An 18,958-nucleotide genomic window follows, 5' to 3' on the forward strand; every position below is an offset into this window, starting at 1 on the left:
CTGACTGCCCACTTCCTGCCCGCCGACCGCTGCTGAGGGGCTCCCGCACCGCCGTGCTGACCCTGCACCGGGCCGCTCTCGTGCTGCCCGACCCGGCCGATCCCACCGCCCCGTCCCATGCCGACGGGGCGGTGCTGGTGCGCGACGGGCAGGTCGAGGCGCTCGGCCCGTACGCGGAACTGGCGGCGGCGCAGCCGACGGCCCGGACCCGGGACTGGGCCGACGCGCTGCTCACCCCCGGACTGCGGCACCCCGACGGCCACCGACTGCTGGAACGGGCCTACCACCCGGACCCGCGTGAGGAGCTCGGGGACGCGCCGGTGCCGGACGGTCTGGTGGGGGAGACGGACGAGACGCGGTGCGGGGCGAGCGCGCGGCGCGGGCTGCAGCGGATGCTCGGATTCGGGGTGACGGCGGTGGCCGGGCCGTTCGAGCGGGCCTCGGTGCGGACGGCCGTGGCTCGTTCGGGACTGGCCGCGCTTCCTGGAACGGTGGGTCTTCCGGGAGCAGCGGGTCTTCCGGCAGCGCTGGGTCTTCCAGGGGCGCCGGGCCTTCCGGAGCCGGTGTGGTCGCTGGATCCGTTGGTGGGGCTGCCGTTCGCCGCGGCGGTGCACGGCCGACTGGTGGTGGGCGGCCGGGCGGACTTCGCGGTGTTCGCCCCCGGTGCGGACGGTGCGCGGGCCGGCGGGTGCCGCGCGACGGTGCTCGGCGGCCGGCTGGTGTTCCGGCGGCGCTGAGCCCGCCGTCCGCATCCTTCCGGGGCCGTTCGCCCCGATTCGGGTCCGTTCACGTCCCCGCCCCCGCCGTGGTCCGCTGCCGGGCGTCCTCGTGCCGCGTGTCGCCCTACTCGTCGGTAGTCGTGCGATTTTTCCCTGTCGGGCCGTACTGCCGTACGAAGCACGGGACTTGCTTCGTATGCCGCCGAACTTCGGGCCCGCCCCGGTGGCCTGATTCCCCCTTCGCCGTGACCTGAGGGCCCGCCAGCGGATAGCATCCGGCTCAGCTCAGTCCGTACCCTCACCACACTCCGCCCGTTCCCACGGGTGGCGGGGCCCCGTCCCAGGTCCCGAACGCACGCCAGGACAGGAACCATGCGATCCGCGACCGTCCCCCCGCAGCGATCCCCGCGGTTGGGCCGTGGCTGGTACATCACCGCCGTGCTCAGCGCCGTGCTGGCCGTCGGGATGTGCCTGTTGGGTTGGCGTCAGGCCGCGCAGGCCGACCGGATCGGAGCCAACCCGGTGCGGGTCGAGGGCCAGGTGACCCAGCTGCCCGGCGGCGGCGGGTCCTACAGCACCGTCAGCTATCAGGCCCGGGGGCAGCACCACACCGCCACCGCGCTGCCGCTGGCCGACGGTGCGAAGGTCGGTGACGAGGTGTGCCTGGAGCACGCGGCCGACGACCCGGGCGCGGTGCGGATCTGCGGCGACACCTACCCGCAGCCCGTCGGCGTCGGCCTGGCCCGGTTCAGCGTGCCGGTTGCCGTGCTGCTGTTCGCGGTCTGCATGCTGCGGATCCGGCGGCACCGGCGGGCGGAGGCCGTGCGGAGCGGGCAGAACCGGTTCGCCACCACGGTCGCCCTGGCGACCGGTGCCCTGGCCGACGGGATGCCCGCGATAACCCAGGGCAAGCGTTCGCGCCGTCGGCGCCGCTCGGGCGGACGGCGCGCCCTGCACTGAGGTGGGGTTCCCCGCGCTGAGGGCGGGGGCGCTGAAGGCAGGCGCTCCGGCTTTGGGGGCGTGAAGGCCGCCCTGCGCGCCCTCCGAGTGCTTCGAGAACATGGTGCCTGAGGGTCGACGCTGCTCCCGGACTGTCCGGAAGGCGCCCCCTTGCCCGGATCGCCGGAGCCAGGGTGAACAATGGGGGCGTGACCCGAGCCTCCCTGGACAAGCAGCCGCACGAAGTCGCCGCGATGTTCGACGACGTCGCGGCCAAGTACGACCGCACCAACGACGTGCTCTCGCTCGGCCAGGCCCGCGCCTGGCGCCGCGCGGTGGCCGAGGCGGTGGACGCCGGGCCGGGGGACGTCGTGCTCGACCTCGGAGCCGGCACCGGCACCTCCTCGCTCCCCTTCGCGGAGGCCGGGGCCAAGGTCGTCCCGTGCGACTTCTCGGTCGGGATGCTCGCCGAGGGCAAGCGCCGCCACCCCGAGCTGGCGCTGACCGCCGGGGACGCCACCCGGCTGCCGTTCGCCGACAACACCTTCGACTCGGTGACGATCTCCTTCGCGCTGCGCAACGTCCACGACACCGACGCCGCGCTGAGCGAGATGTACCGGGTCACCAAGCCGGGCGGCAAGCTGGTCATCTGCGAGTTCTCCACGCCGACCTGGACGCCGTTCCGGACCGTCTACACCGAGTACCTGATGCGCGCGCTGCCCCCGGTCGCCACGGCGGTGAGCAGCAACCCGGACGCCTACGTGTACCTCGCCGAGTCCATCCGGGAGTGGCCCGACCAGCCCGCGCTGGCCGCCCGGCTCCAGGAGGCCGGCTGGTCCAGGGTGGCCTGGCGCAACCTGACCGGTGGGATCGTCGCCCTGCACCGGGCCCACAAGGTCTGACCGGTCGCCGGTCGCCGGTCGCCGGTCGCCGGTCGTTGGCTGCCCGCCGCCTCCGCCGGGACCGGCGGAAGCGCCGCCCGCAGCTCATAGACTCGTCCAAGCCCAGCCGTGCCGGCCCCCGCCGGCCCGTCGACCCCCAGCAGGAGTGTGCCCACCGTGTCCGAGACCGTCGTTGACCTGAGCGCAGGCGTTGTGGAGAGCACCGCGGACGTCATCGTGGTCGGCGCGGGGCCGGCCGGGTCCACCACCGCGTACTACCTCGCCCAGGCCGGTCTGGACGTGCTGCTGCTGGAGAAGACCAGCTTCCCCCGGGAGAAGGTCTGCGGCGACGGCCTGACCCCGCGGGCCACCAAGCAGTTGGTGGACATGGGCATCGATGTGTCGACCGACAACGGCTGGCTGCACAACAAGGGACTGCGGATCATCGGTGGCGGGATCCGGCTGGAGCTGGACTGGCCCGAGCTGTCGGCGTTCCCGGACTACGGACTGGTCCGCAAGCGCGCCGACTTCGACGAGCTGCTCGCCCGTCAGGCGGAGAAGGCGGGCGCCCGGCTCTACGAACGCTGCAACGTCAGCGGCCCGGTGCTGGACGAGCGGACCGGCCGGATCGTCGGTGTCACCGCCAAGCTCGGCGACGAGAAGCGGCCGGTCACCTTCCGTGCCCCGCTGGTCGTGGCGGCCGACGGCAACTCCACCCGGCTCTCGCTCGCCATGGGCCTGCACCGCCGCGAGGACCGCCCGATGGGGGTCGCCTACCGCACCTACTTCACCTCGCCGCGCCACGACGACGACTACCTGGAGTCCTGGCTGGAGCTCTGGGACACCCGGGCCGGGGAGCGCAAGCTGCTGCCCGGCTACGGCTGGGTCTTCGGCATGGGCGACGGCACCTCCAATGTGGGTCTCGGCATCCTCAACTCCTCGCCGGCCTTCGGTGAGCTCGACTGGCGTGAGGTCCTCAAGGCATGGTGCGCGAGCATGCCGGAGGAGTGGGGCTACACCCCCGAGAACATGACCGACCCGATCCGGGGCGCCGCGCTGCCGATGGCCTTCAACCGGCAGCCGCACTACACCCGCGGCCTGCTGCTGGTCGGTGACGCGGGAGGCATGGTCAACCCATTCAACGGCGAGGGCATCGCCTACGCGATGGAATCCGGTCAGATCGCCGCCGGGGTGATCGTCCAGGCCCACGCCCGGGTGACCGAGTCCGGCCGGGAGCGCGCGCTCCAGGCATACCCGCGCATCCTCAAGGACGTCTACGGCGGCTACTACACGCTGGGCCGCGCCTTCGTGAAGCTGATCGGCAACCCGAAGGTCATGCAGCTCGCGACCCAGCGGGGGCTGACCCACCCCATCCTGATGAAGTTCGTCCTCAAGCTCCTCGCCAACCTCACCGACCCCCAGGGCGGCGACGCGATGGACCGTGTCATCAACGGCTTGGCGAAGGCCGCACCCAACGCCTGACCGGGCCCAATGCCCGACCGGTTCCAACGCCTGACCGGGTCCAATGCCTGACCGGGCCGACTCTGGGCCGCCCGGGCGCGACTCCGGTCCGGCCCGGGCGGTCTTTCGGCGGCCTTGGGAGGGTCGTCGGCGGGTCTTCGGGGGGCCTTTGGGTTGGTCGTGGACTGTCCTCCTGCTCTGGCGCCCGTCCGCGAGGACTTAAGGCTCGCGGCGGCTCGCCGCCGAGCGGTTCTCGACGTACGCGAGGCGGTCGGCGAAGACCTGGGCGGCGTCGGGGGTGAGCGTGCGGAGGGCGACCAGCGCGGAGAAGACCACATCGCAGAGCTCGTGCTGGACGTCCTCCCAGGTGTGGGTCACGCCCTTTCGCGGATTCTGACCCGTCGCACCGATCACGGCCGCGCTGACCTCGCCCACCTCCTCGGAGAGCTTGAGGATGCGGGCCAGCCGCTCCTCCTGCGGGGGGAGCGGGCTCTCCTCGTCGAGCCAGGCGACCACGTGGTCGACGCTTTCCCAGATCCTGCTGTCCATCGGCACGGCTCCCGTACGGCTCGCGGTCGTGCTGACCACCGTACGGGAGCTCGGCAGGCCCCGAAGGTGGCTCAGCGGGTGGAGATCTTCACATTGCGGATGTTCACCGGCAGGGTGGGGAATCCGTCGCCGGGGTTGTTCTGGTCGTCCTCGCCGCCGGCGGCGATCTTCTGGAGGACGTCCAGGCCCGCCGTGATCCGGCCGAAGGGCGTGTAGGCGGGGGAGAGCTTGGTGTCCTTCCAGACGAAGAAGAACTGGCTGCCATTGGTGTTGGGGCCCGCGTTGGCCATCGCGACCGTGCCGGCGGGATAGGTCGCGCCCTCCAGGTTCTCGTCCGGGAAGGAGTAGCCGGGGCCGCCGCTTCCGGTGCCGGTCGGGTCACCGCACTGCAGGACGAAGATCCGCTGGGTGGTCAGCCGGTGGCAGTGGCTGCGGTCGAAGTAGTCGTGCTCGGCGAGGAAGCGGAACGAGAAGGTCGTGCAGGGTGCCTTGTCGGTGAGCGCCTGGAAGGTGATCGCCCCCTGGGAGGTCTTCAAGGTCGCGCTGTAGGGCTTGGCGGCCTTCTTGGCGTTGAAGACCGGGATGCCCTTGAAGTTGTCGGCCGGAACCGCCGGGCTGTAGGTGCAGGTGGTGCCGGCCGCACCGGTCCCGGCCCCGGCCGACGGGGTGTCCGCGACGGCGGTGCCGGTGCTCACCACGATCGGCAGGACGGTGGCTGCGGCGATCAACGCCCAGTGCTTCCTGGTCACTTGACTGGCCTTCCGGTGCGTGGGGGGCAGCTGCATTGTCATGGCGACATCATCCACGGCGGGGTGGAGATCCGATAGGGGTCGGTGGGAAGGGTTCGGCGAGCGGGGCCCGACGGATGGTGTGCGGCAGGAGCGGCCTGGCAGGCGGAGGCCGAAAACCGTTGATCGGGAACGGTGCGGTGCGCGAGGATGGCGGGCGCCTGCTCAACCCCGGGATCCGTCCGACGACGTGCGCGACTCTCGTATGCCGCCTCCGTTCGCTCCGAGAGGGTCCCGCCCATGCGCGCATCGCCATCCGTACTTCTGCGTGATCTGCCGGTGCTGCTGGTGGCGGTGGTGTGGGGATCGAGCTTCCTGGCCGTGCAGCGGGTGGCCGAGCCGGACACGGTGGTGGCGATGCTGGTCCTCCGGTTCGGTCTGGTCCTGCCCGTGCTCGGACTGTTCGCCCTGCGGGCGCTGCGGCGGCTGCGGCGTGCCGAGTGGCTGGGCGGGGCCGCGCTCGGGCTGGTGCTCGGTGCGATCTTCCTCCTGGAGACCTTCGGCGCGGTGCACACCTCGGCGACCAACGCCGGCCTGATCATCAGCCTCACGATCGTGTTCACCCCGCTCGCGGAGAGTGCGCTCGCCCGGACCCCGCTGCCACGCCCGTTTCTCGCGGCGGCCGGTCTGGCCGTGGTGGGCATCGCGTTGTTGACCGGTGACGGTGGGCTGCGGGCCCCCTCGTCCGGAGACCTGCTGGTGCTGGGTGCCGCGGTCGTGCGAACGGTCAATGTGCTGGCCACCGCCCGCCTCCGGGCGATCCGGGAGACCGACACACTGGCCGTCACCTGGGTCCAGTTGGCGACCGCGACGCTGGTGTTCGCCGTTGTCGCGCCGTTCGTCGGCCCACTGCCCTGGACGGTCGCGGCCGCCTACGGGCCGGCCCAGTGGGGCTGGCTGCTCCATCTGACGGTCCTCTGCACGCTGTTCGCGTTCTTCGTGCAGATGTGGGCCGTCCGCACCACCTCGCCCTCCCGGGTCAGTCTGCTGCTGGGCACCGAGCCACTGTGGGCGGCGCTGTTCGGCGTCACTCTGGCCGGCAACCACCTCGGACCGCTCGCCCTGCTGGGCGGAGCCCTCGTGCTGGTCGGCACCGAGTGGGGCCGCCGGGCCGCCTCGGCATCGCGCCGTGAGGTCGGGCCGGAGGAGCGGGTGCCCGTCCCGGCGTGAGGGTGGGCCGGGCCGCCCGCGCGGGGGATCGCGTTCCCTGCCACTGTCGCCCGGATCACCGGCGCCGCCCCAGGGTGCGGCGGGCGTAGGCGAAGGTGACCGCCGCGACCAGCGGGCCCCAGGCGAGCATGGGCAGGTAGCAGAGGGTCATGACCACTCCGGCGAGGCCCTGGGGGGCCTCGGGATCGCTCAACTGGTCGGCCCAGCCGCCGAAGAGCGCGCTGATCCCGATCCAGGTCAGCACGGCCGAGCCGATCGCGGCGGGGACGATCGCGGCGAGCGGCCGGACGGTACGGCCGCCGATCAGCGGGATCCAGGACGGGACCACCTCGCCCCAGGGCCGGACCAGCCCCACGGTGAGGAAGGCCACGAACTCGGCCAGTCCGCTCAGGACGACGAGATACGCGGTGCCCCAGCCGGGAGTGTTGCCCTCGAACACCGCGGCCAGCTCGCCGCTGAAGCCGACCGGGATGCCGATGCCGAGGGCGAGCCGCCAGAGCCCGGACGGCACGGTGGTCCAGACGGTGGCCCTGGCGGCCAGCTCGGCCCAGCGGGGGGTGCCGTCCGGATGGGCTGCCCGCTGGCGGACGGCCCGGGTGGCGGTGGTGGTACCCGCGAGGGGTGCGGTGGTGGACATGGCGGTGGACTCCCTTCCGGCCGGCCCTGGTGGCCGGTCCGACGGGAACAAGACTGGCCGCCGGACCGGGGTCGCCATCAGTGCCGATCGGGCTGTTTCCGCTGGTCGAATCGGCTCCGGAAATGTGCCGATCGGCACAGGCGGAGCCCCTCGGTGATCCGTAGGCTGCTCGCAGGAAGGAGGCGACGATGAGTCAGATGCTCGCCCTTGCCGTTCCGGCGGCGGTTCTCTGCGGGTGGTTCCTGCGGTCCCGGTCTGGGATCGCGGTGGTCTCCGGCGCGGCGGCCGTGGTCTCGATCGGAGCCACGTTCGGCGCCTGGGCCGCCGGCCGCTGGGCCGAGTCGGAGCGCTGGACGGGTCTGGTCGGCCTGCTCGAACTCGCCTCCCTGCTGGTGCTTGTGGTGCTGACGCTGCGGGCCGAGAGCGGTCGACGCGGAGCCGTGGTGGCGTGGACGATCGGCGGCGCGGTCGCGCTGTGGCCGTCCCGGTTCCAGGACGCGTCCGGTTCGCTGGGCGCGCTGACGCTCTTCGGCTTCGGGTCGGTGCTCGCGCTGCCGGCCGTCCTGATCGGGCTCTACCTGCGCGGACTGGACGACACCCGGCGGCGCTCGGTGGCCGCCGCCAGGCGCGCCCAGCGACTCGAACTCGCCCACGATCTGCACGACTTCGTCGCCCATGACGTCAGCGGCATGGTCGCCCAGGCCCAGGCGGGCACCGTGCTGGCGGCCTTCGACCCGGTGCGGGCGGCGGCGCTGTTCGAGCGGATAGAGCAGGCCGGGTTGCAGGCCCTGGCCTCGCTCGACCGGACGGTCCTCCTGCTGCGCAGCGAGGACGGGTCCGAAGACGGGGACGGGGGTGGGGACGGCCACGAGCGTTCCCCGCAACCCGGCCTGGCCGAACTGACCGAGCTCACCCAGCGGTTCACGGACTCGGGCGATGTGGTGGCGCGGCTGGACGCCCCGGTCGGGGAGTCGGCGGTTCCCCGGGAGGTGGCGGCCACCGCCTACCGGATCGTGGTCGAGGCCCTGACCAATGTGCGGCGACACGCTCCCGCCGCCCGCGCGGTCGACGTCACGGTGCGGAGCGAGGGGCGGCGGTTGACGGTACGGGTCCGGGACGACGGTGGTGGCGCCTCGCCGCCGTCCGGGGCGAGGCGGGGCGGGAGCGGCCTGGCGGGCCTGGCCGCCAGGGTGGAGGCGTTGGGCGGCACGCTGACCGCCGGCCGCGAGGGCGATGGTTGGCAGGTTGCGGTCGCCATACCCCTGAAGACGAGGTGACGGGCCCGGGGCCGCAGGAGACCCGCAGCGCCCGGGGATGCGACCCGGGACGTGAAGGGCGCCGCCGCAGGGGCGGAAAGGTCAGGTGGGACAGGAACGACGGGCGCGGGACAGAGTTCGCGCCGGGGGACGGAAGGAGGATCGGCCGATGAGCATCCGGGTGCTCCTTGCCGACGACGACGAGGCGATCCGCAGCGCGTACCGGATCATCCTCGACGCGCAGCCCGACATCGAGGTGGTCGACGAGGCCGCGGACGGTGAGGTGGCGATCGCCCTGGCCGAGCGCCTGCGACCCGACGTGATCCTCGCCGATATCCGGATGCCCAGGTTGGACGGTCTGGAGCTGACCCGGCGACTGGGTGGGGAGTTCAGGGTCGTCGTGGTCACCACCTTCGATCTGGACGAGTACGTGCACGAGGCGCTCCGCGCGGGAGCGGCCGGCTTCCTGCTCAAGCGCTCGGGGCCGGCGCTGCTCGCGGAGGCGGTCCGGTCCGCCGTGGCCGGGGACGCGTTGATCAGCCCGCAGGTCACCGTCCGCCTGCTCCGCCAACTCTCCGGAGGCGGCGGCGGGAGCGGTATCGGATCCGGTCTCGGAAGCGGAGGCGCGGGCGGTGCCGCAGGCCAGCGGAAGCGGCGGCCCCTGGGCGGACGGATCGCGGAAAGCGAGCGGATCGGCCCGGTCGAGGAACTCACCGCACGGGAGAAGGAGATCGCGCGGCTCGTCGCGGACGGTGCCACCAACGGCGAGATCGCGGAGCAGTTGTTCATCAGTGCCGGCACGGTGAAGAACCATCTGGCCTCGGTCCAGCGGAAGCTCGGCGCGCGCAATCGGGTCGGCATCGCAGCCTGGGCCTGGGAGAGCGGAGCCTGAGCCGCTCCGACCCATCGGGGCACGGCCGTGAGGGTGCTCCGACCCACGGCCGGAAGGCGCCCCGGCCCATGGCCTCACGGCGCTCCGGCCCACGGCTCGGAGGTGCTCCGGCCTGCGCTCGGCGAGCTTGTGAACGAAGGGTCAAGCGGGCGTTCGCAGGGCCGCCACCCCTGAGGGTGAGCCGCTATAACACGTCAACATGACGCCCGGAAATTTGCCTTCCGCTAGACGAAGTTGATATAGGAGCACGGCCCTGACCAGCCGCTTCGCAGATAAATGCGACTGCTTGTGACCATTTGACTTCTTTGCGTTGACAACTCTCGTCATGCCCACCTTCATCATGATTCACAGGGTGGCGGAGATCACAAAGATCGTCTTGAACTGCGTGTCGCAGATCACAAGCCGACGGGCATAGGATGCGCTCGTTCCAGGCTTTGTGAACTGCCTCACATGAGGTGGATCCCGGGAACTGGAACGCCGGGTTCACCGCAGTGTGACCCGACGGTTCCGATCTGCAGTCAAGGACGACTGGACGGAGGGAGCGGGGGCTATGAATGCCTACGCGCCGATCCTCGTACTCGGTGCCATCGCGGCGGCGTTCGCGGTCGGCTCCGTCGTGATGGCCTCACTGACCGGGCCCAAGCGGTACAACCGGGCCAAGTTGGAGGCGTACGAGTGCGGCATCGAACCGACCCCGCAGCCCGTGGGCGGCGGTCGGTTCCCGATCAAGTACTACCTGACGGCGATGCTCTTCATCGTCTTCGACATCGAGATCGTCTTTCTCTATCCGTGGGCGGTGAGTTTCGACGCCCTGGGGATCTTCGGACTGGTCGAAATGCTCCTGTTCATCGCCACTGTCTTCGTCGCCTACGCCTATGTCTGGCGTCGCGGCGGTCTGGAGTGGGACTGAGTCGGGGGAGGGGCCGGGCACCGGGCGTCCGCCGGACCTTGTGAACGAGCGGACAAGCCCGAACGGGTGGGCGAACCACAGGACTTGAGGGCATTGAGAGGGATCTGATGGGAATCGAGGAGAAGCTGCCGAGCGGCTTTCTGCTCACGACCGTGGAGACAGCGGCCGGCTGGGTACGCAAGGCATCGCTCTTCCCGGCCACCTTCGGGCTGGCCTGCTGCGCGATCGAGATGATGACCACCGGCGCGGGCCGCTACGACCTGGCGCGCTTCGGCATGGAGGTGTTCCGGGGTTCGCCCCGGCAGGCCGATCTGATGATCGTGGCGGGCCGGGTGAGCCAGAAGATGGCCCCGGTGCTGCGCCAGGTCTACGACCAGATGGCCAACCCCAAGTGGGTCATCTCGATGGGCGTCTGCGCCTCCTCGGGCGGGATGTTCAACAACTACGCGATCGTGCAGGGCGTCGACCACATCGTCCCGGTGGACATCTACCTGCCCGGCTGCCCGCCGCGTCCGGAGATGCTGATGGACGCGATCCTGAAGCTCCACGACAAGATCCAGCACGAGCCGCTCGGCGCGAACAGGCGCCGGGCCGAGGAGCTGGGCGAGGCGCTCGCGCTGCAGGCCACCCCGGTGAGCGAGATGCGGGGGCTGCTGCGATGAACGAGCAGGTACCCGAGACCCGCCGCGAGGGGCCGCGCCGCGAGATCCCGGTGGAGGTGGTCGGTCGCCGCCAGGGCATGTTCGGTGCCCAGGGCAGCGGCGACACCTCCGGGTTCGGCGGCCTGGTCGCCCCGGTCGTCCTGCCCGGAGCCAGCGAGCGCCCGTACGGCGGCTGGTTCGACGAGGTCGCCGACGAGCTGGAGGGAGCCCTGGAGGAACAGGGCCTCGACCCGGCCGAGGTGATCGAGAAGACCGTCGTCGATCGCGCCGAGCTCACCTTCCGGATCGCCCGCGAGCATCTGCTCCGCACCGCGCGCACCCTGCGCGACGACCCGGCGCTGCGGTTCGAGCTCTGTCTCGGCGTCAGCGGTGTGCACTACCCGGGCGACAAGGGCCGTGAACTGCACGCGGTCTACCACCTGCGCTCGATCACCCACGGCCGGCTGATCCGGCTGGAGGTCACCGCGCCGGACGCCGATCCGCGCATCCCGTCCGTGGTGAGCGTCTACCCCACCAACGACTGGCACGAGCGCGAGGCGTACGACTTCTTCGGCCTGGTCTTCGAGGGGCACCCGGCCCTCACCCGGATCATGATGCCGGACGACTGGCTGGGACACCCGCAGCGCAAGGACTACCCGCTCGGCGGCATCCCCGTCGAGTACAAGGGCGCCCAGATCCCGGCGCCCGACCAGCGGAGGTCGTACAGCTGATGAGCACCCAGCACTACGAGGAGACGAACCAGGGCGGCGCGGCCGAGGCGGGCGCCAGGGAAACCACCGAGGGCCGGGTCTTCACGGTCACCGGCGGCGACTGGGGCGAGGTGGTCGACGCCGTGGCCCGGGCCGACGACGAGCGCATCATCGTCAACATGGGCCCCCAGCACCCCTCCACCCACGGGGTGTTGCGGCTGATCCTGGAGATCGACGGCGAGACGGTGACGGAGGCCCGCTGCGGCATCGGCTACCTCCACACCGGCATCGAGAAGAACATGGAGTTCCGCAACTGGGTCCAGGGCACCACCTTCGTGACCCGGATGGACTACCTGACCCCGCTGTTCAACGAGACCGCCTACTGCCTGGCGGTCGAGAAGCTGCTCGGCATCACGGACGACATCCCGGAACGGGCCGACGTCATCCGGGTCCTGATGATGGAGCTCAACCGGATCTCCTCCCACCTGGTCTGCCTGGCCACCGGTGGTATGGAGATCGGCTCCACCACCCTGATGATCTACGGCTTCCGCGACCGCGAGCTGATCCTGGACGTCTTCGAGCTGGTCACCGGTCTGCGGATGAACCACGCCTACGTCCGCCCGGGCGGCCTCGCCCAAGACCTCCCGCCCGGCGCGGTCGACCAGATCCGCGAGGCCGTGAAGACCATCCGCTCCCGGATGCACGAGTACGACAAACTCGCCACCGGCAACCCGGTGTTCAAGGCCCGCCTGGTCGACGTCGGCTTCCTCGACCTGCCGGGCTGCCTGGCCCTCGGCGCCACCGGTCCGATCCTGCGCGCCACCGGCCTGCCGCACGACCTGCGCAAGACCGACCCGTACTGCGGCTACGAGAACTACGACTTCGAGGTCGCGGTCGCGGACGGTGCCGACTCCTACGGGCGGTTCCTGATCCGGCTGGAGGAGATGAAGCAGTCCCTGCGGATCGTCGAGCAGTGCCTGGACCGGCTGCGCCCCGGACCGGTCATGGTGGCGGACAAGAAGATCGCCTGGCCTGCCCAACTCGCGGTCGGCCCGGACGGCATGGGCAACTCCCTCGACCACATCCGGAAGATCATGGGCACCTCGATGGAGGCCCTGATCCACCACTTCAAGCTGGTCACCGAGGGGTTCCGGGTCCCGGCCGGCCAAGCGTACGTGGCGGTCGAGTCGCCCAAGGGCGAGCTGGGCGTGCACGTGGTCAGCGACGGAGGGACCCGTCCGTACCGGGTCCACTTCCGGGACCCGTCGTTCACCAATCTGCAGACGATGGCGGCGATGTGCGAGGGCGGCCAGGTGGCCGACGTCATCGTCTCGGTGGCCGGGATCGACCCGGTGATGGGAGGCGTGGACCGGTGACAGACGTCCAACTGGGGATGCCGGCACTGCCGGCCAGGCCGTACCCCGAGGAGGTGCACACCCGGCTGGCCGCCGACGCCGCGGAGCTGATCAGCCGCTACCCGGTGGCCCGGTCCGCGCTGCTGCCGCTGCTGCACCTGGTGCAGGCCGAGGAGGGCTTCGTCAGCCCGACCGGCATCCGGTTCTGCGCCGAGCAGCTCGACCTCACCACCGCCGAGGTCACCGCGGTCGCAACCTTCTACACCATGTACCGGCGCCGGCCGGCCGGCGAGTACCACGTCGGGGTCTGCACCAACACCCTGTGCGCCGTGCTCGGCGGCGACCAGATCTTCGCCGAACTCCAGGAACACCTGGGGATCGCGAACAACGAGACCACCGAGGACGGCCGGATCTCGATCGAGCACATCGAGTGCAACGCCGCCTGCGACTACGCGCCCGTGGTGATGGTCAACTGGGAGTTCTTCGACAACCAGACGCCGGACAGCGCCAAGCTGCTGGTCGACGACCTGCGCGCGGGCCGTGAGGCCGTCCCGACCCGTGGCGCCCGGCTCTGTTCCTTCAAGGAGTCCGCCCGGATCCTGGCCGGCTTCCCCGACGAGCGCCCCGGCGCCGTCGACGAGTCGGGGGCGGGCGGCGCCGCCTCGCTGGCCGGTCTGCGGCTGGCCCGCGGCGAGGCCCTGCCCGGCACCGCCGGTACCCGCGTCGTCTCCCCCCGCCACGAGGACACCCGTCGCGAGGACCCCCGCCACGACGGCGGGTCCGCCGAGGGCACCGGCCAGGAAGGGACGGAAGCGTGATGACCTCCGCCGAGCCGGCCGAGAAGCTGCTCACCCCCGTGCTGTCGGCGTTCTGGGACGACAACCGTCCCTGGACGCTCGCCACCTACCGCCGGCACGCCGGCTACGAGGGCCTCGCGGCCGCCCTCGCGATGCCCCCGGACGACGTGATCGCCCTGGTCAAGGACTCCGGCCTGCGCGGTCGCGGCGGCGCCGGTTTCCCCACCGGAATGAAGTGGCAGTTCATCCCGCAGAACGACGGCAAGCCGCACTACCTGGTGGTCAACGCGGACGAGTCCGAGCCGGGTACCTGCAAGGACATCCCGCTGATGTTCGCCAACCCGCACTCGCTGATCGAGGGCATGATCATCGCGTCCTACGCGATCCGCTGCGACCACGCCTTCATCTATCTGCGCGGCGAGGTCGTGCCGGTGCTGCGCCGGCTCCAGGCCGCCGTCGCCGAAGCGTACGAGGCCGGGCTGCTCGGCCGGAACATCCTCGGCTCCGGACTGGACCTGGACATCACCGTCCACGCCGGTGCCGGCGCCTACATCTGCGGCGAGGAGACGGCGCTGCTGGACTCGCTGGAGGGACGCCGGGGCCAGCCCAGGCTCCGTCCGCCGTTCCCGGCCATCGCCGGCCTCTACGCCTGCCCGACCGTGGTGAACAACGTCGAGTCGATCGCCTCGGTGCCGCCGATCCTGGCCCGCGGCAAGGAGTGGTTCAAGAGTCTGGGCACCGAGAAGTCCCCCGGCTTCACGCTCTACTCGCTCTCCGGCCACGTCACCAACCCCGGCCAGTACGAGGCCCCGCTCGGCATCACGCTGCGCCAGCTGCTCGACATCAGCGGCGGCGTCCGGGCCGGCCACGAGCTCAAGTTCTGGACCCCGGGCGGCTCCTCCACCCCGATGTTCACCGCGGAGCACCTCGACGTCCCACTGGACTACGAGGGCGTCGGCGCGGCCGGCTCGATGCTCGGCACCAAGGCACTGCAGATCTTCGACGAGACGACCTGCGTGGTCCGCGCCGTCACCCGCTGGACCGAGTTCTACGCCCACGAGTCCTGCGGCAAGTGCACCCCCTGCCGTGAGGGCACCTACTGGCTGGTCCAACTGCTCAAGCGGATCGAGGCCGGCCAGGGCGTCGCGGGCGACCTGGAGAAGCTCCTCGACATCGCCGACAACATCAACGGCAAGTCCTTCTGCGCCCTGGGCGACGGCGCGGCCAGCCCGATCGTCTCCTCGCTCCAGCACTTCCGGGCCGAGTACGAGCAGCACCTCGCCGAGCGTCGCTGCCCCTTCGACCCGGCCGCCTCCACCGTCTGGGCCGACGGCCCCCGCCCCGGCCACCAGTCCGCCACCGAAAGGGAGGTGCACGCGTGACGATCACAGAGCCATCCACCTCCACGGGCGACAAGGCCGCGGTCGAGCTGGTCACGCTCACCATCGACGGCGTCGAAGTGCAGGTCCCCAAGGGGACCCTGGTGATCAGGGCCGCCGAGCAGATCGGCACCCAGATCCCGCGCTTCTGCGACCACCCGTTGCTCGACCCGGCCGGCGCCTGCCGGCAGTGCATCGTCGAGGTCGAGGGCCAGCGCAAGCCGGTCGCCTCCTGCACCATCCCGGTCGCCGAGGGCATGGTGGTGCGCACCCACCTCAGCTCGCCGGTCGCCGAGAAGGCCCAGCGCGGCGTGATGGAGCTGCTGCTGATCAACCACCCGCTGGACTGCCCGGTCTGCGACAAGGGCGGCGAGTGCCCGCTGCAGAACCAGGCGATGTCCACCGGTGACACGGACTCCCGCTTCGAGGGGATGAAGCGCACCTACGAGAAGCCGGTGCCGATCAGCAGCCAGGTGCTGCTGGACCGCGAGCGCTGCGTGCTCTGCGCCCGTTGCACCCGGTTCTCCCAGCAGATCGCCGGGGACCCGTTCATCGACCTGGTCGAGCGCGGGGCCCTCCAGCAGGTCGGCACCGGCGAGGGCGACGACTTCGAGTCGTACTTCTCCGGCAACACCATCCAGATCTGCCCGGTCGGTGCCCTCACCTCGGCGGCGTACCGTTTCCGCTCCCGTCCGTTCGACCTGACCTCCTCGCCGAGCGTCTGCGAGCACTGCTCCGCCGGCTGCGCCCAGCGCACCGACCACCGCCGCGGCAAGGTGCTGCGCCGACTGGCCGGTGAGGACCCGGCGGTCAACGAGGAGTGGAACTGCGACAAGGGCCGGTTCGCCTTCCGCTACGCCCAGCAGCGGGACCGGATCACCACCCCGCTGGTCCGGCGGGACGGCGAGCTCGTCCCCGCCTCCTGGCCGGAGGCGCTGGCCCGGGCCGTCGAGGGGCTGCGCGAGGCCCGTACCGGAGTGCTCACCGGCGGCCGGGTCACGGTCGAGGACGCCTACGCCTACTCCAAGTTCGCCCGGGTGGTGCTCGGCACCAACGACGTGGACTTCCGGGCCCGCCCGCACAGCGGGGAGGAGGCGGAGTTCCTGGCCGCCGCGGTGGCCGGCCAGGGCGTCGACATCGGTGGCAGCGCCGTCGACTACGCGGCGCTGGAGGCCGCGCCGGCGGTCCTGCTGGTGGCTCTGGAGCCCGAGGAGGAGTCGCCGATCGTCTTCCTGCGGTTGCGCAAGGCCAACCGGAGCGACGGTCTCACGGTCTTCTCGATCGCCCCGCACGCCTCCCGGGGCCTGGCCAAACTGCGCGGATCGCTGCTGCCGGCCGCCCCCGGCACCGAGGCCGAGTGGCTGGCGGCGCTCGCCGCCGACGAGCCGCTCAACGACGACGCCGGCCGCGCCGCCGAACTGCTCCGCACCCCCGGTGCGGTGATCCTGGTCGGCGAGCGGGCGGCCGCCGCCCCCGGCGCGCTCACCGCCGCCCTGCGGCTGGCGCACGCCACCGGCGCCCGGCTGGCCTGGATCCCCCGCCGGGCCGGCGAGCGCGGCGCGGTCGAGGCCGGCGTGCTGCCCGGCCTGCTGCCCGGCGGCCGCCCGGTCGCCGCACCGGCCGCCCGGGCCGAGGTCGCCGCCGCCTGGGGCATGGCCGAACTCCCGGGCCGTCCCGGCCGGGACACCGAGGAGGTCCTCGCCGCGGCCTTCGGCGGCGAACTAGGCGCCCTGGTGGTGGGCGGCGTCGACCCGGAGGACCTCGCCGACCCGGCGCTGGCCGAGAAGGCCCTGGCCGCCGTGCCGTTCGTGCTCTCGCTGGAACTGCGCCCGTCCGCCGTCACGGCCCACGCCGACGTGGTGCTGCCGGTGGCCGCGGTCGCCGAGAAGGCCGGCACCTTCCTGGACTGGGAGGGCAGGGTGCGGATGTTCGAGGCCGCGCTCAAGCCGGACCAGCAGATGGGCCGTCACCTGTACCCGGACCTGCGGGTGCTGAACATGCTCGCGGACGCCATGGGCCACCGGCTCGGTCTGCCCGACGTCCGCGCCGCCCGGCAGGAGCTGGACCGCTTCCTGCCCTGGACCGGCGACCGTCCGGCCGGGCCGGCCGCCCATCCCGGTCTGCTGCCCCGCCCGGCCACCGGCCAGGCGGTCCTGGCCGGCTGGCGGCTGCTGCTCGACCGGGGCTCGCTCCAGCAGGGCGATCCGCACCTGGCCGGCACCCGGCACCCCGCGGTCGCCCGGATCTCGCCGACCACCGCGGCCGAGATCGGCGCCGCGACCGCGCCCGCGTTGCGGCTGACCGGCCCGGCCGGCTCGCTCACCCTGCCGTTGGAGATCGCCGAGGAGATGCCGGACCGTACGGTCTGGATCCCGCTCAACTCCACTCCGGGCGGCGCCTACCGGACCCTCGGCACCACCATCGGCCACCTGGTCACCATCGCCGCCGCCGAGGCCGTCGCGCCGGCCGGGACGGCCGGGCCCGAGGAGGAGGAGAAGTGACCCCGACCCCGCACCCGCTCGCCGGACACGGCCCGGCCGCCCTGGCCGAGCTCGCCGCGAACGAGACGCTCGGCTTCTTCGGCCGCGATCCGTGGTGGCTGGTCCTGCTGAAGGCGGTGTTCTGCTTCGGCTTCCTGGTCGGCACGGTCCTCGTGGCGATCGTCTGGGAGCGCAAGGTGGTGGCCTGGATGCAGCTGCGCATCGGGCCCAACCGGCACGGTCCCTGGGGCCTGCTGCAGTCGCTCGCCGACGGCGTGAAGCTGGCGCTCAAGGAAGACCTGGTGGTCAAGGGCGCCGACAAGGTGGTCTACATCCTGGCCCCGATCGTCTGCGCCATCCCGGCGTTCATGGCCTTCGCGGTGATCCCCTTCGGCCCGGCCGGCGACGAGATCTCGATCTTCGGCACCAGGACGCCGATGCAGCTGACCGACTTCCCGGTGGCGCTGCTCTACATCCTGGCCACCGCCTCGGTCGGCATCTACGGGATCGTGCTGGCGGGCTGGTCCTCCGGCTCGACCTACCCGCTCCTCGGCGGGATCCGCTCCTCGGCCCAGATGATCAGCTACGAGATCGCGATGGGCCTGTCCTTCGCGGCGGTCTTCATCTACTCCGGCTCGATGTCCACCTCGGAGATCGTCTCCTCGCAGCAGCCGACCTGGTTCGCGGTGCTGCTGCCGGTCTCGTTCATCGTCTACATCGTCGCGATGGTCGGTGAGACCAACCGCGCGCCGTTCGACCTCCCGGAGGCCGAGGGCGAGCTGGTCGGCGGCTTCAACACCGAGTACTCCTCGCTGAAGTTCGCGATGTTCATGCTGGCCGAGTACGTCAACATGGTCACCGTCTCGGCGGTCGCCTCGACCCTGTTCCTGGGCGGGTGGCGGGCCCCGTGGCCGGTCTCCACGTTCTGGGAGGGCGCCAACCACGGCTGGTGGCCGCTGCTCTGGATCACCCTCAAGATCCAGCTGCTGCTGTTCTTCTTCATCTGGCTGCGCGGCACCCTGCCCCGGTTCCGCTACGACCAGTTCATGAAGCTCGGCTGGAAGGTGCTGATCCCGGTCTCGCTGGCCTGGCTGGTGATGGTGGCCAGCGTCCGGGCCCTGCGCAACGAGGGCTACGGCTTCGGCCAGGTGGTGCTGTACGTCGGTGCCCCGGTCGGTGTGCTGCTGCTGCTCGGCCTGCTGCGGGACGTCGTGAAGCGCAAGCCGGAGCCCGGTTCCGAGCTGCCGCAGGGGGAGTTCGACCCGATGGCCGGCGGCTACCCGGTGCCCCCGCTGCCCGGCCAGCAGCTCCCGCCGGTCCCGCGCCGGCCCAGCCGCGCCCCGAAGCAACTGCAGGACGCCCTCAACGGGGCCGACCATTCCGAAGGGAGCTGA

General features: G+C 71.7%; 18 protein-coding genes. 15 read left to right on the forward strand and 3 right to left on the reverse strand.

Translation table 11 applies throughout. The features are described 5' to 3' along the window. Positions 1–53: 53 nt before the first annotated feature. From ACIQ9P_RS19975 to ACIQ9P_RS19990, 4 genes are all read left to right on the forward strand, one after another. Positions 54–737, forward strand: a complete 684-nt coding sequence (locus ACIQ9P_RS19975) for an imidazolonepropionase-like domain-containing protein (RefSeq protein WP_402357400.1) — start codon at positions 54–56, stop codon at positions 735–737. Positions 738–1,091: 354 nt separating this feature from the next. Next, positions 1,092–1,679: a hypothetical protein gene (locus ACIQ9P_RS19980; RefSeq protein WP_402357403.1), complete on the forward strand. Its 588-nt coding sequence runs from the start codon at positions 1,092–1,094 to the stop codon at positions 1,677–1,679. A gap of 188 nt (positions 1,680–1,867) precedes the next feature. Beyond that, positions 1,868–2,560 carry a demethylmenaquinone methyltransferase gene (locus tag ACIQ9P_RS19985; protein ID WP_402357406.1) on the forward strand — a complete coding sequence of 231 codons (693 nt, stop codon included), beginning with the start codon at positions 1,868–1,870 and terminating at the stop codon, positions 2,558–2,560. 177 nt (positions 2,561–2,737) lie between these two features. Continuing rightward, positions 2,738–4,021, forward strand: a complete 1,284-nt coding sequence (locus ACIQ9P_RS19990) for a geranylgeranyl reductase family protein (RefSeq protein WP_402358008.1) — start codon at positions 2,738–2,740, stop codon at positions 4,019–4,021. A 198-nt stretch (positions 4,022–4,219) separates the two neighbouring features. Here the strand turns inward: ACIQ9P_RS19990 and ACIQ9P_RS19995 are convergent, their stop codons facing one another. Then, on the reverse strand, positions 4,220–4,549 hold the full coding sequence (locus ACIQ9P_RS19995; protein WP_402357409.1) for a MazG-like family protein: 330 nt from the start codon (positions 4,547–4,549) through the stop codon (positions 4,220–4,222). A 71-nt stretch (positions 4,550–4,620) separates the two neighbouring features. Then, a complete protein-coding gene (locus tag ACIQ9P_RS20000; RefSeq protein WP_402357412.1) occupies positions 4,621–5,298 on the reverse strand; it encodes a peptidylprolyl isomerase in 678 nt (225 codons plus the stop codon). Between the two features lie 279 nt (positions 5,299–5,577). On the opposite strand from ACIQ9P_RS20000, the gene ACIQ9P_RS20005 reads away from it, so the two are divergent. Beyond that, positions 5,578–6,507 (forward strand): DMT family transporter, encoded by a 930-nt coding sequence (locus ACIQ9P_RS20005; protein WP_402357415.1) that lies wholly within the window; start codon positions 5,578–5,580, stop codon positions 6,505–6,507. 55 nt (positions 6,508–6,562) lie between these two features. On the opposite strand, the gene ACIQ9P_RS20010 is transcribed toward ACIQ9P_RS20005, so the two are convergent. Beyond that, positions 6,563–7,144 carry a hypothetical protein gene (locus ACIQ9P_RS20010; protein ID WP_402357418.1) on the reverse strand — a complete coding sequence of 194 codons (582 nt, stop codon included), beginning with the start codon at positions 7,142–7,144 and terminating at the stop codon, positions 6,563–6,565. Positions 7,145–7,332: 188 nt separating this feature from the next. On the opposite strand from ACIQ9P_RS20010, the gene ACIQ9P_RS20015 reads away from it, so the two are divergent. The 10 genes from ACIQ9P_RS20015 to nuoH all read left to right on the forward strand — a co-directional run bounded on the left by ACIQ9P_RS20015 (position 7,333) and on the right by nuoH (position 18,958). Further along, positions 7,333–8,421 (forward strand): sensor histidine kinase, encoded by a 1,089-nt coding sequence (locus ACIQ9P_RS20015; RefSeq protein WP_402357421.1) that lies wholly within the window; start codon positions 7,333–7,335, stop codon positions 8,419–8,421. Between the two features lie 148 nt (positions 8,422–8,569). After that, the gene (locus tag ACIQ9P_RS20020; RefSeq protein WP_402357424.1) at positions 8,570–9,292 is read left to right on the forward strand and encodes a response regulator; all 723 of its coding nucleotides are present in this window, start codon (positions 8,570–8,572) and stop codon (positions 9,290–9,292) included. A 550-nt stretch (positions 9,293–9,842) separates the two neighbouring features. Beyond that, complete coding sequence (locus ACIQ9P_RS20025) at positions 9,843–10,202, forward strand: NADH-quinone oxidoreductase subunit A (protein WP_014137597.1); 360 nt, start codon at positions 9,843–9,845, stop codon at positions 10,200–10,202. A gap of 107 nt (positions 10,203–10,309) precedes the next feature. Beyond that, entirely contained in the window at positions 10,310–10,864 is a 555-nt protein-coding gene (locus ACIQ9P_RS20030; RefSeq protein ID WP_376139412.1) for a NuoB/complex I 20 kDa subunit family protein, read from the forward strand. Continuing rightward, entirely contained in the window at positions 10,861–11,574 is a 714-nt protein-coding gene (locus ACIQ9P_RS20035) for an NADH-quinone oxidoreductase subunit C (RefSeq protein WP_402357427.1), read from the forward strand. The genes ACIQ9P_RS20030 and ACIQ9P_RS20035 overlap by 4 nt, the downstream gene beginning before the upstream one ends. Then, a complete protein-coding gene (locus ACIQ9P_RS20040; protein ID WP_402357430.1) occupies positions 11,574–12,929 on the forward strand; it encodes an NADH-quinone oxidoreductase subunit D in 1,356 nt (451 codons plus the stop codon). The genes ACIQ9P_RS20035 and ACIQ9P_RS20040 overlap by 1 nt, the downstream gene beginning before the upstream one ends. Then, on the forward strand, positions 12,926–13,726 hold the full coding sequence (nuoE, locus tag ACIQ9P_RS20045; protein ID WP_402357433.1) for an NADH-quinone oxidoreductase subunit NuoE: 801 nt from the start codon (positions 12,926–12,928) through the stop codon (positions 13,724–13,726). Before ACIQ9P_RS20040 ends, nuoE begins: the two co-directional genes overlap by 4 nt. Next, positions 13,726–15,087, forward strand: a complete 1,362-nt coding sequence (nuoF, locus tag ACIQ9P_RS20050; RefSeq protein WP_402357436.1) for an NADH-quinone oxidoreductase subunit NuoF — start codon at positions 13,726–13,728, stop codon at positions 15,085–15,087. The genes nuoE and nuoF overlap by 1 nt, the downstream gene beginning before the upstream one ends. Next, complete coding sequence (locus ACIQ9P_RS20055; RefSeq protein ID WP_402357439.1) at positions 15,084–17,585, forward strand: NADH-quinone oxidoreductase subunit G; 2,502 nt, start codon at positions 15,084–15,086, stop codon at positions 17,583–17,585. The genes nuoF and ACIQ9P_RS20055 overlap by 4 nt, the downstream gene beginning before the upstream one ends. Continuing rightward, on the forward strand, positions 17,582–18,958 hold the full coding sequence (gene nuoH, locus ACIQ9P_RS20060; protein ID WP_402357442.1) for an NADH-quinone oxidoreductase subunit NuoH: 1,377 nt from the start codon (positions 17,582–17,584) through the stop codon (positions 18,956–18,958). The genes ACIQ9P_RS20055 and nuoH overlap by 4 nt, the downstream gene beginning before the upstream one ends.

The sequence above is a fragment of the Kitasatospora sp. NPDC094019 genome (assembly GCF_044764505.1).
Lineage (GTDB): Bacteria > Actinomycetota > Actinomycetes > Streptomycetales > Streptomycetaceae > Kitasatospora.

Coding starts and splice junctions, on each gene's coding strand:
- ACIQ9P_RS19980 (WP_402357403.1), top strand. CDS start 1,092: ATGCGATCCGCGACCGTCCCCCCGCAGCGATCCCCGCGGTTGGGCCGT.
- ACIQ9P_RS19995 (WP_402357409.1), bottom strand. CDS start 4,549: ATGGACAGCAGGATCTGGGAAAGCGTCGACCACGTGGTCGCCTGGCTC.
- ACIQ9P_RS20005 (WP_402357415.1), top strand. CDS start 5,578: ATGCGCGCATCGCCATCCGTACTTCTGCGTGATCTGCCGGTGCTGCTG.
- ACIQ9P_RS20010 (WP_402357418.1), bottom strand. CDS start 7,144: ATGTCCACCACCGCACCCCTCGCGGGTACCACCACCGCCACCCGGGCC.
- ACIQ9P_RS20015 (WP_402357421.1), top strand. CDS start 7,333: ATGAGTCAGATGCTCGCCCTTGCCGTTCCGGCGGCGGTTCTCTGCGGG.
- ACIQ9P_RS20020 (WP_402357424.1), top strand. CDS start 8,570: ATGAGCATCCGGGTGCTCCTTGCCGACGACGACGAGGCGATCCGCAGC.
- ACIQ9P_RS20025 (WP_014137597.1), top strand. CDS start 9,843: ATGAATGCCTACGCGCCGATCCTCGTACTCGGTGCCATCGCGGCGGCG.
- ACIQ9P_RS20030 (WP_376139412.1), top strand. CDS start 10,310: ATGGGAATCGAGGAGAAGCTGCCGAGCGGCTTTCTGCTCACGACCGTG.
- ACIQ9P_RS20035 (WP_402357427.1), top strand. CDS start 10,861: ATGAACGAGCAGGTACCCGAGACCCGCCGCGAGGGGCCGCGCCGCGAG.
- ACIQ9P_RS20040 (WP_402357430.1), top strand. CDS start 11,574: ATGAGCACCCAGCACTACGAGGAGACGAACCAGGGCGGCGCGGCCGAG.
- nuoF (WP_402357436.1), top strand. CDS start 13,726: ATGACCTCCGCCGAGCCGGCCGAGAAGCTGCTCACCCCCGTGCTGTCG.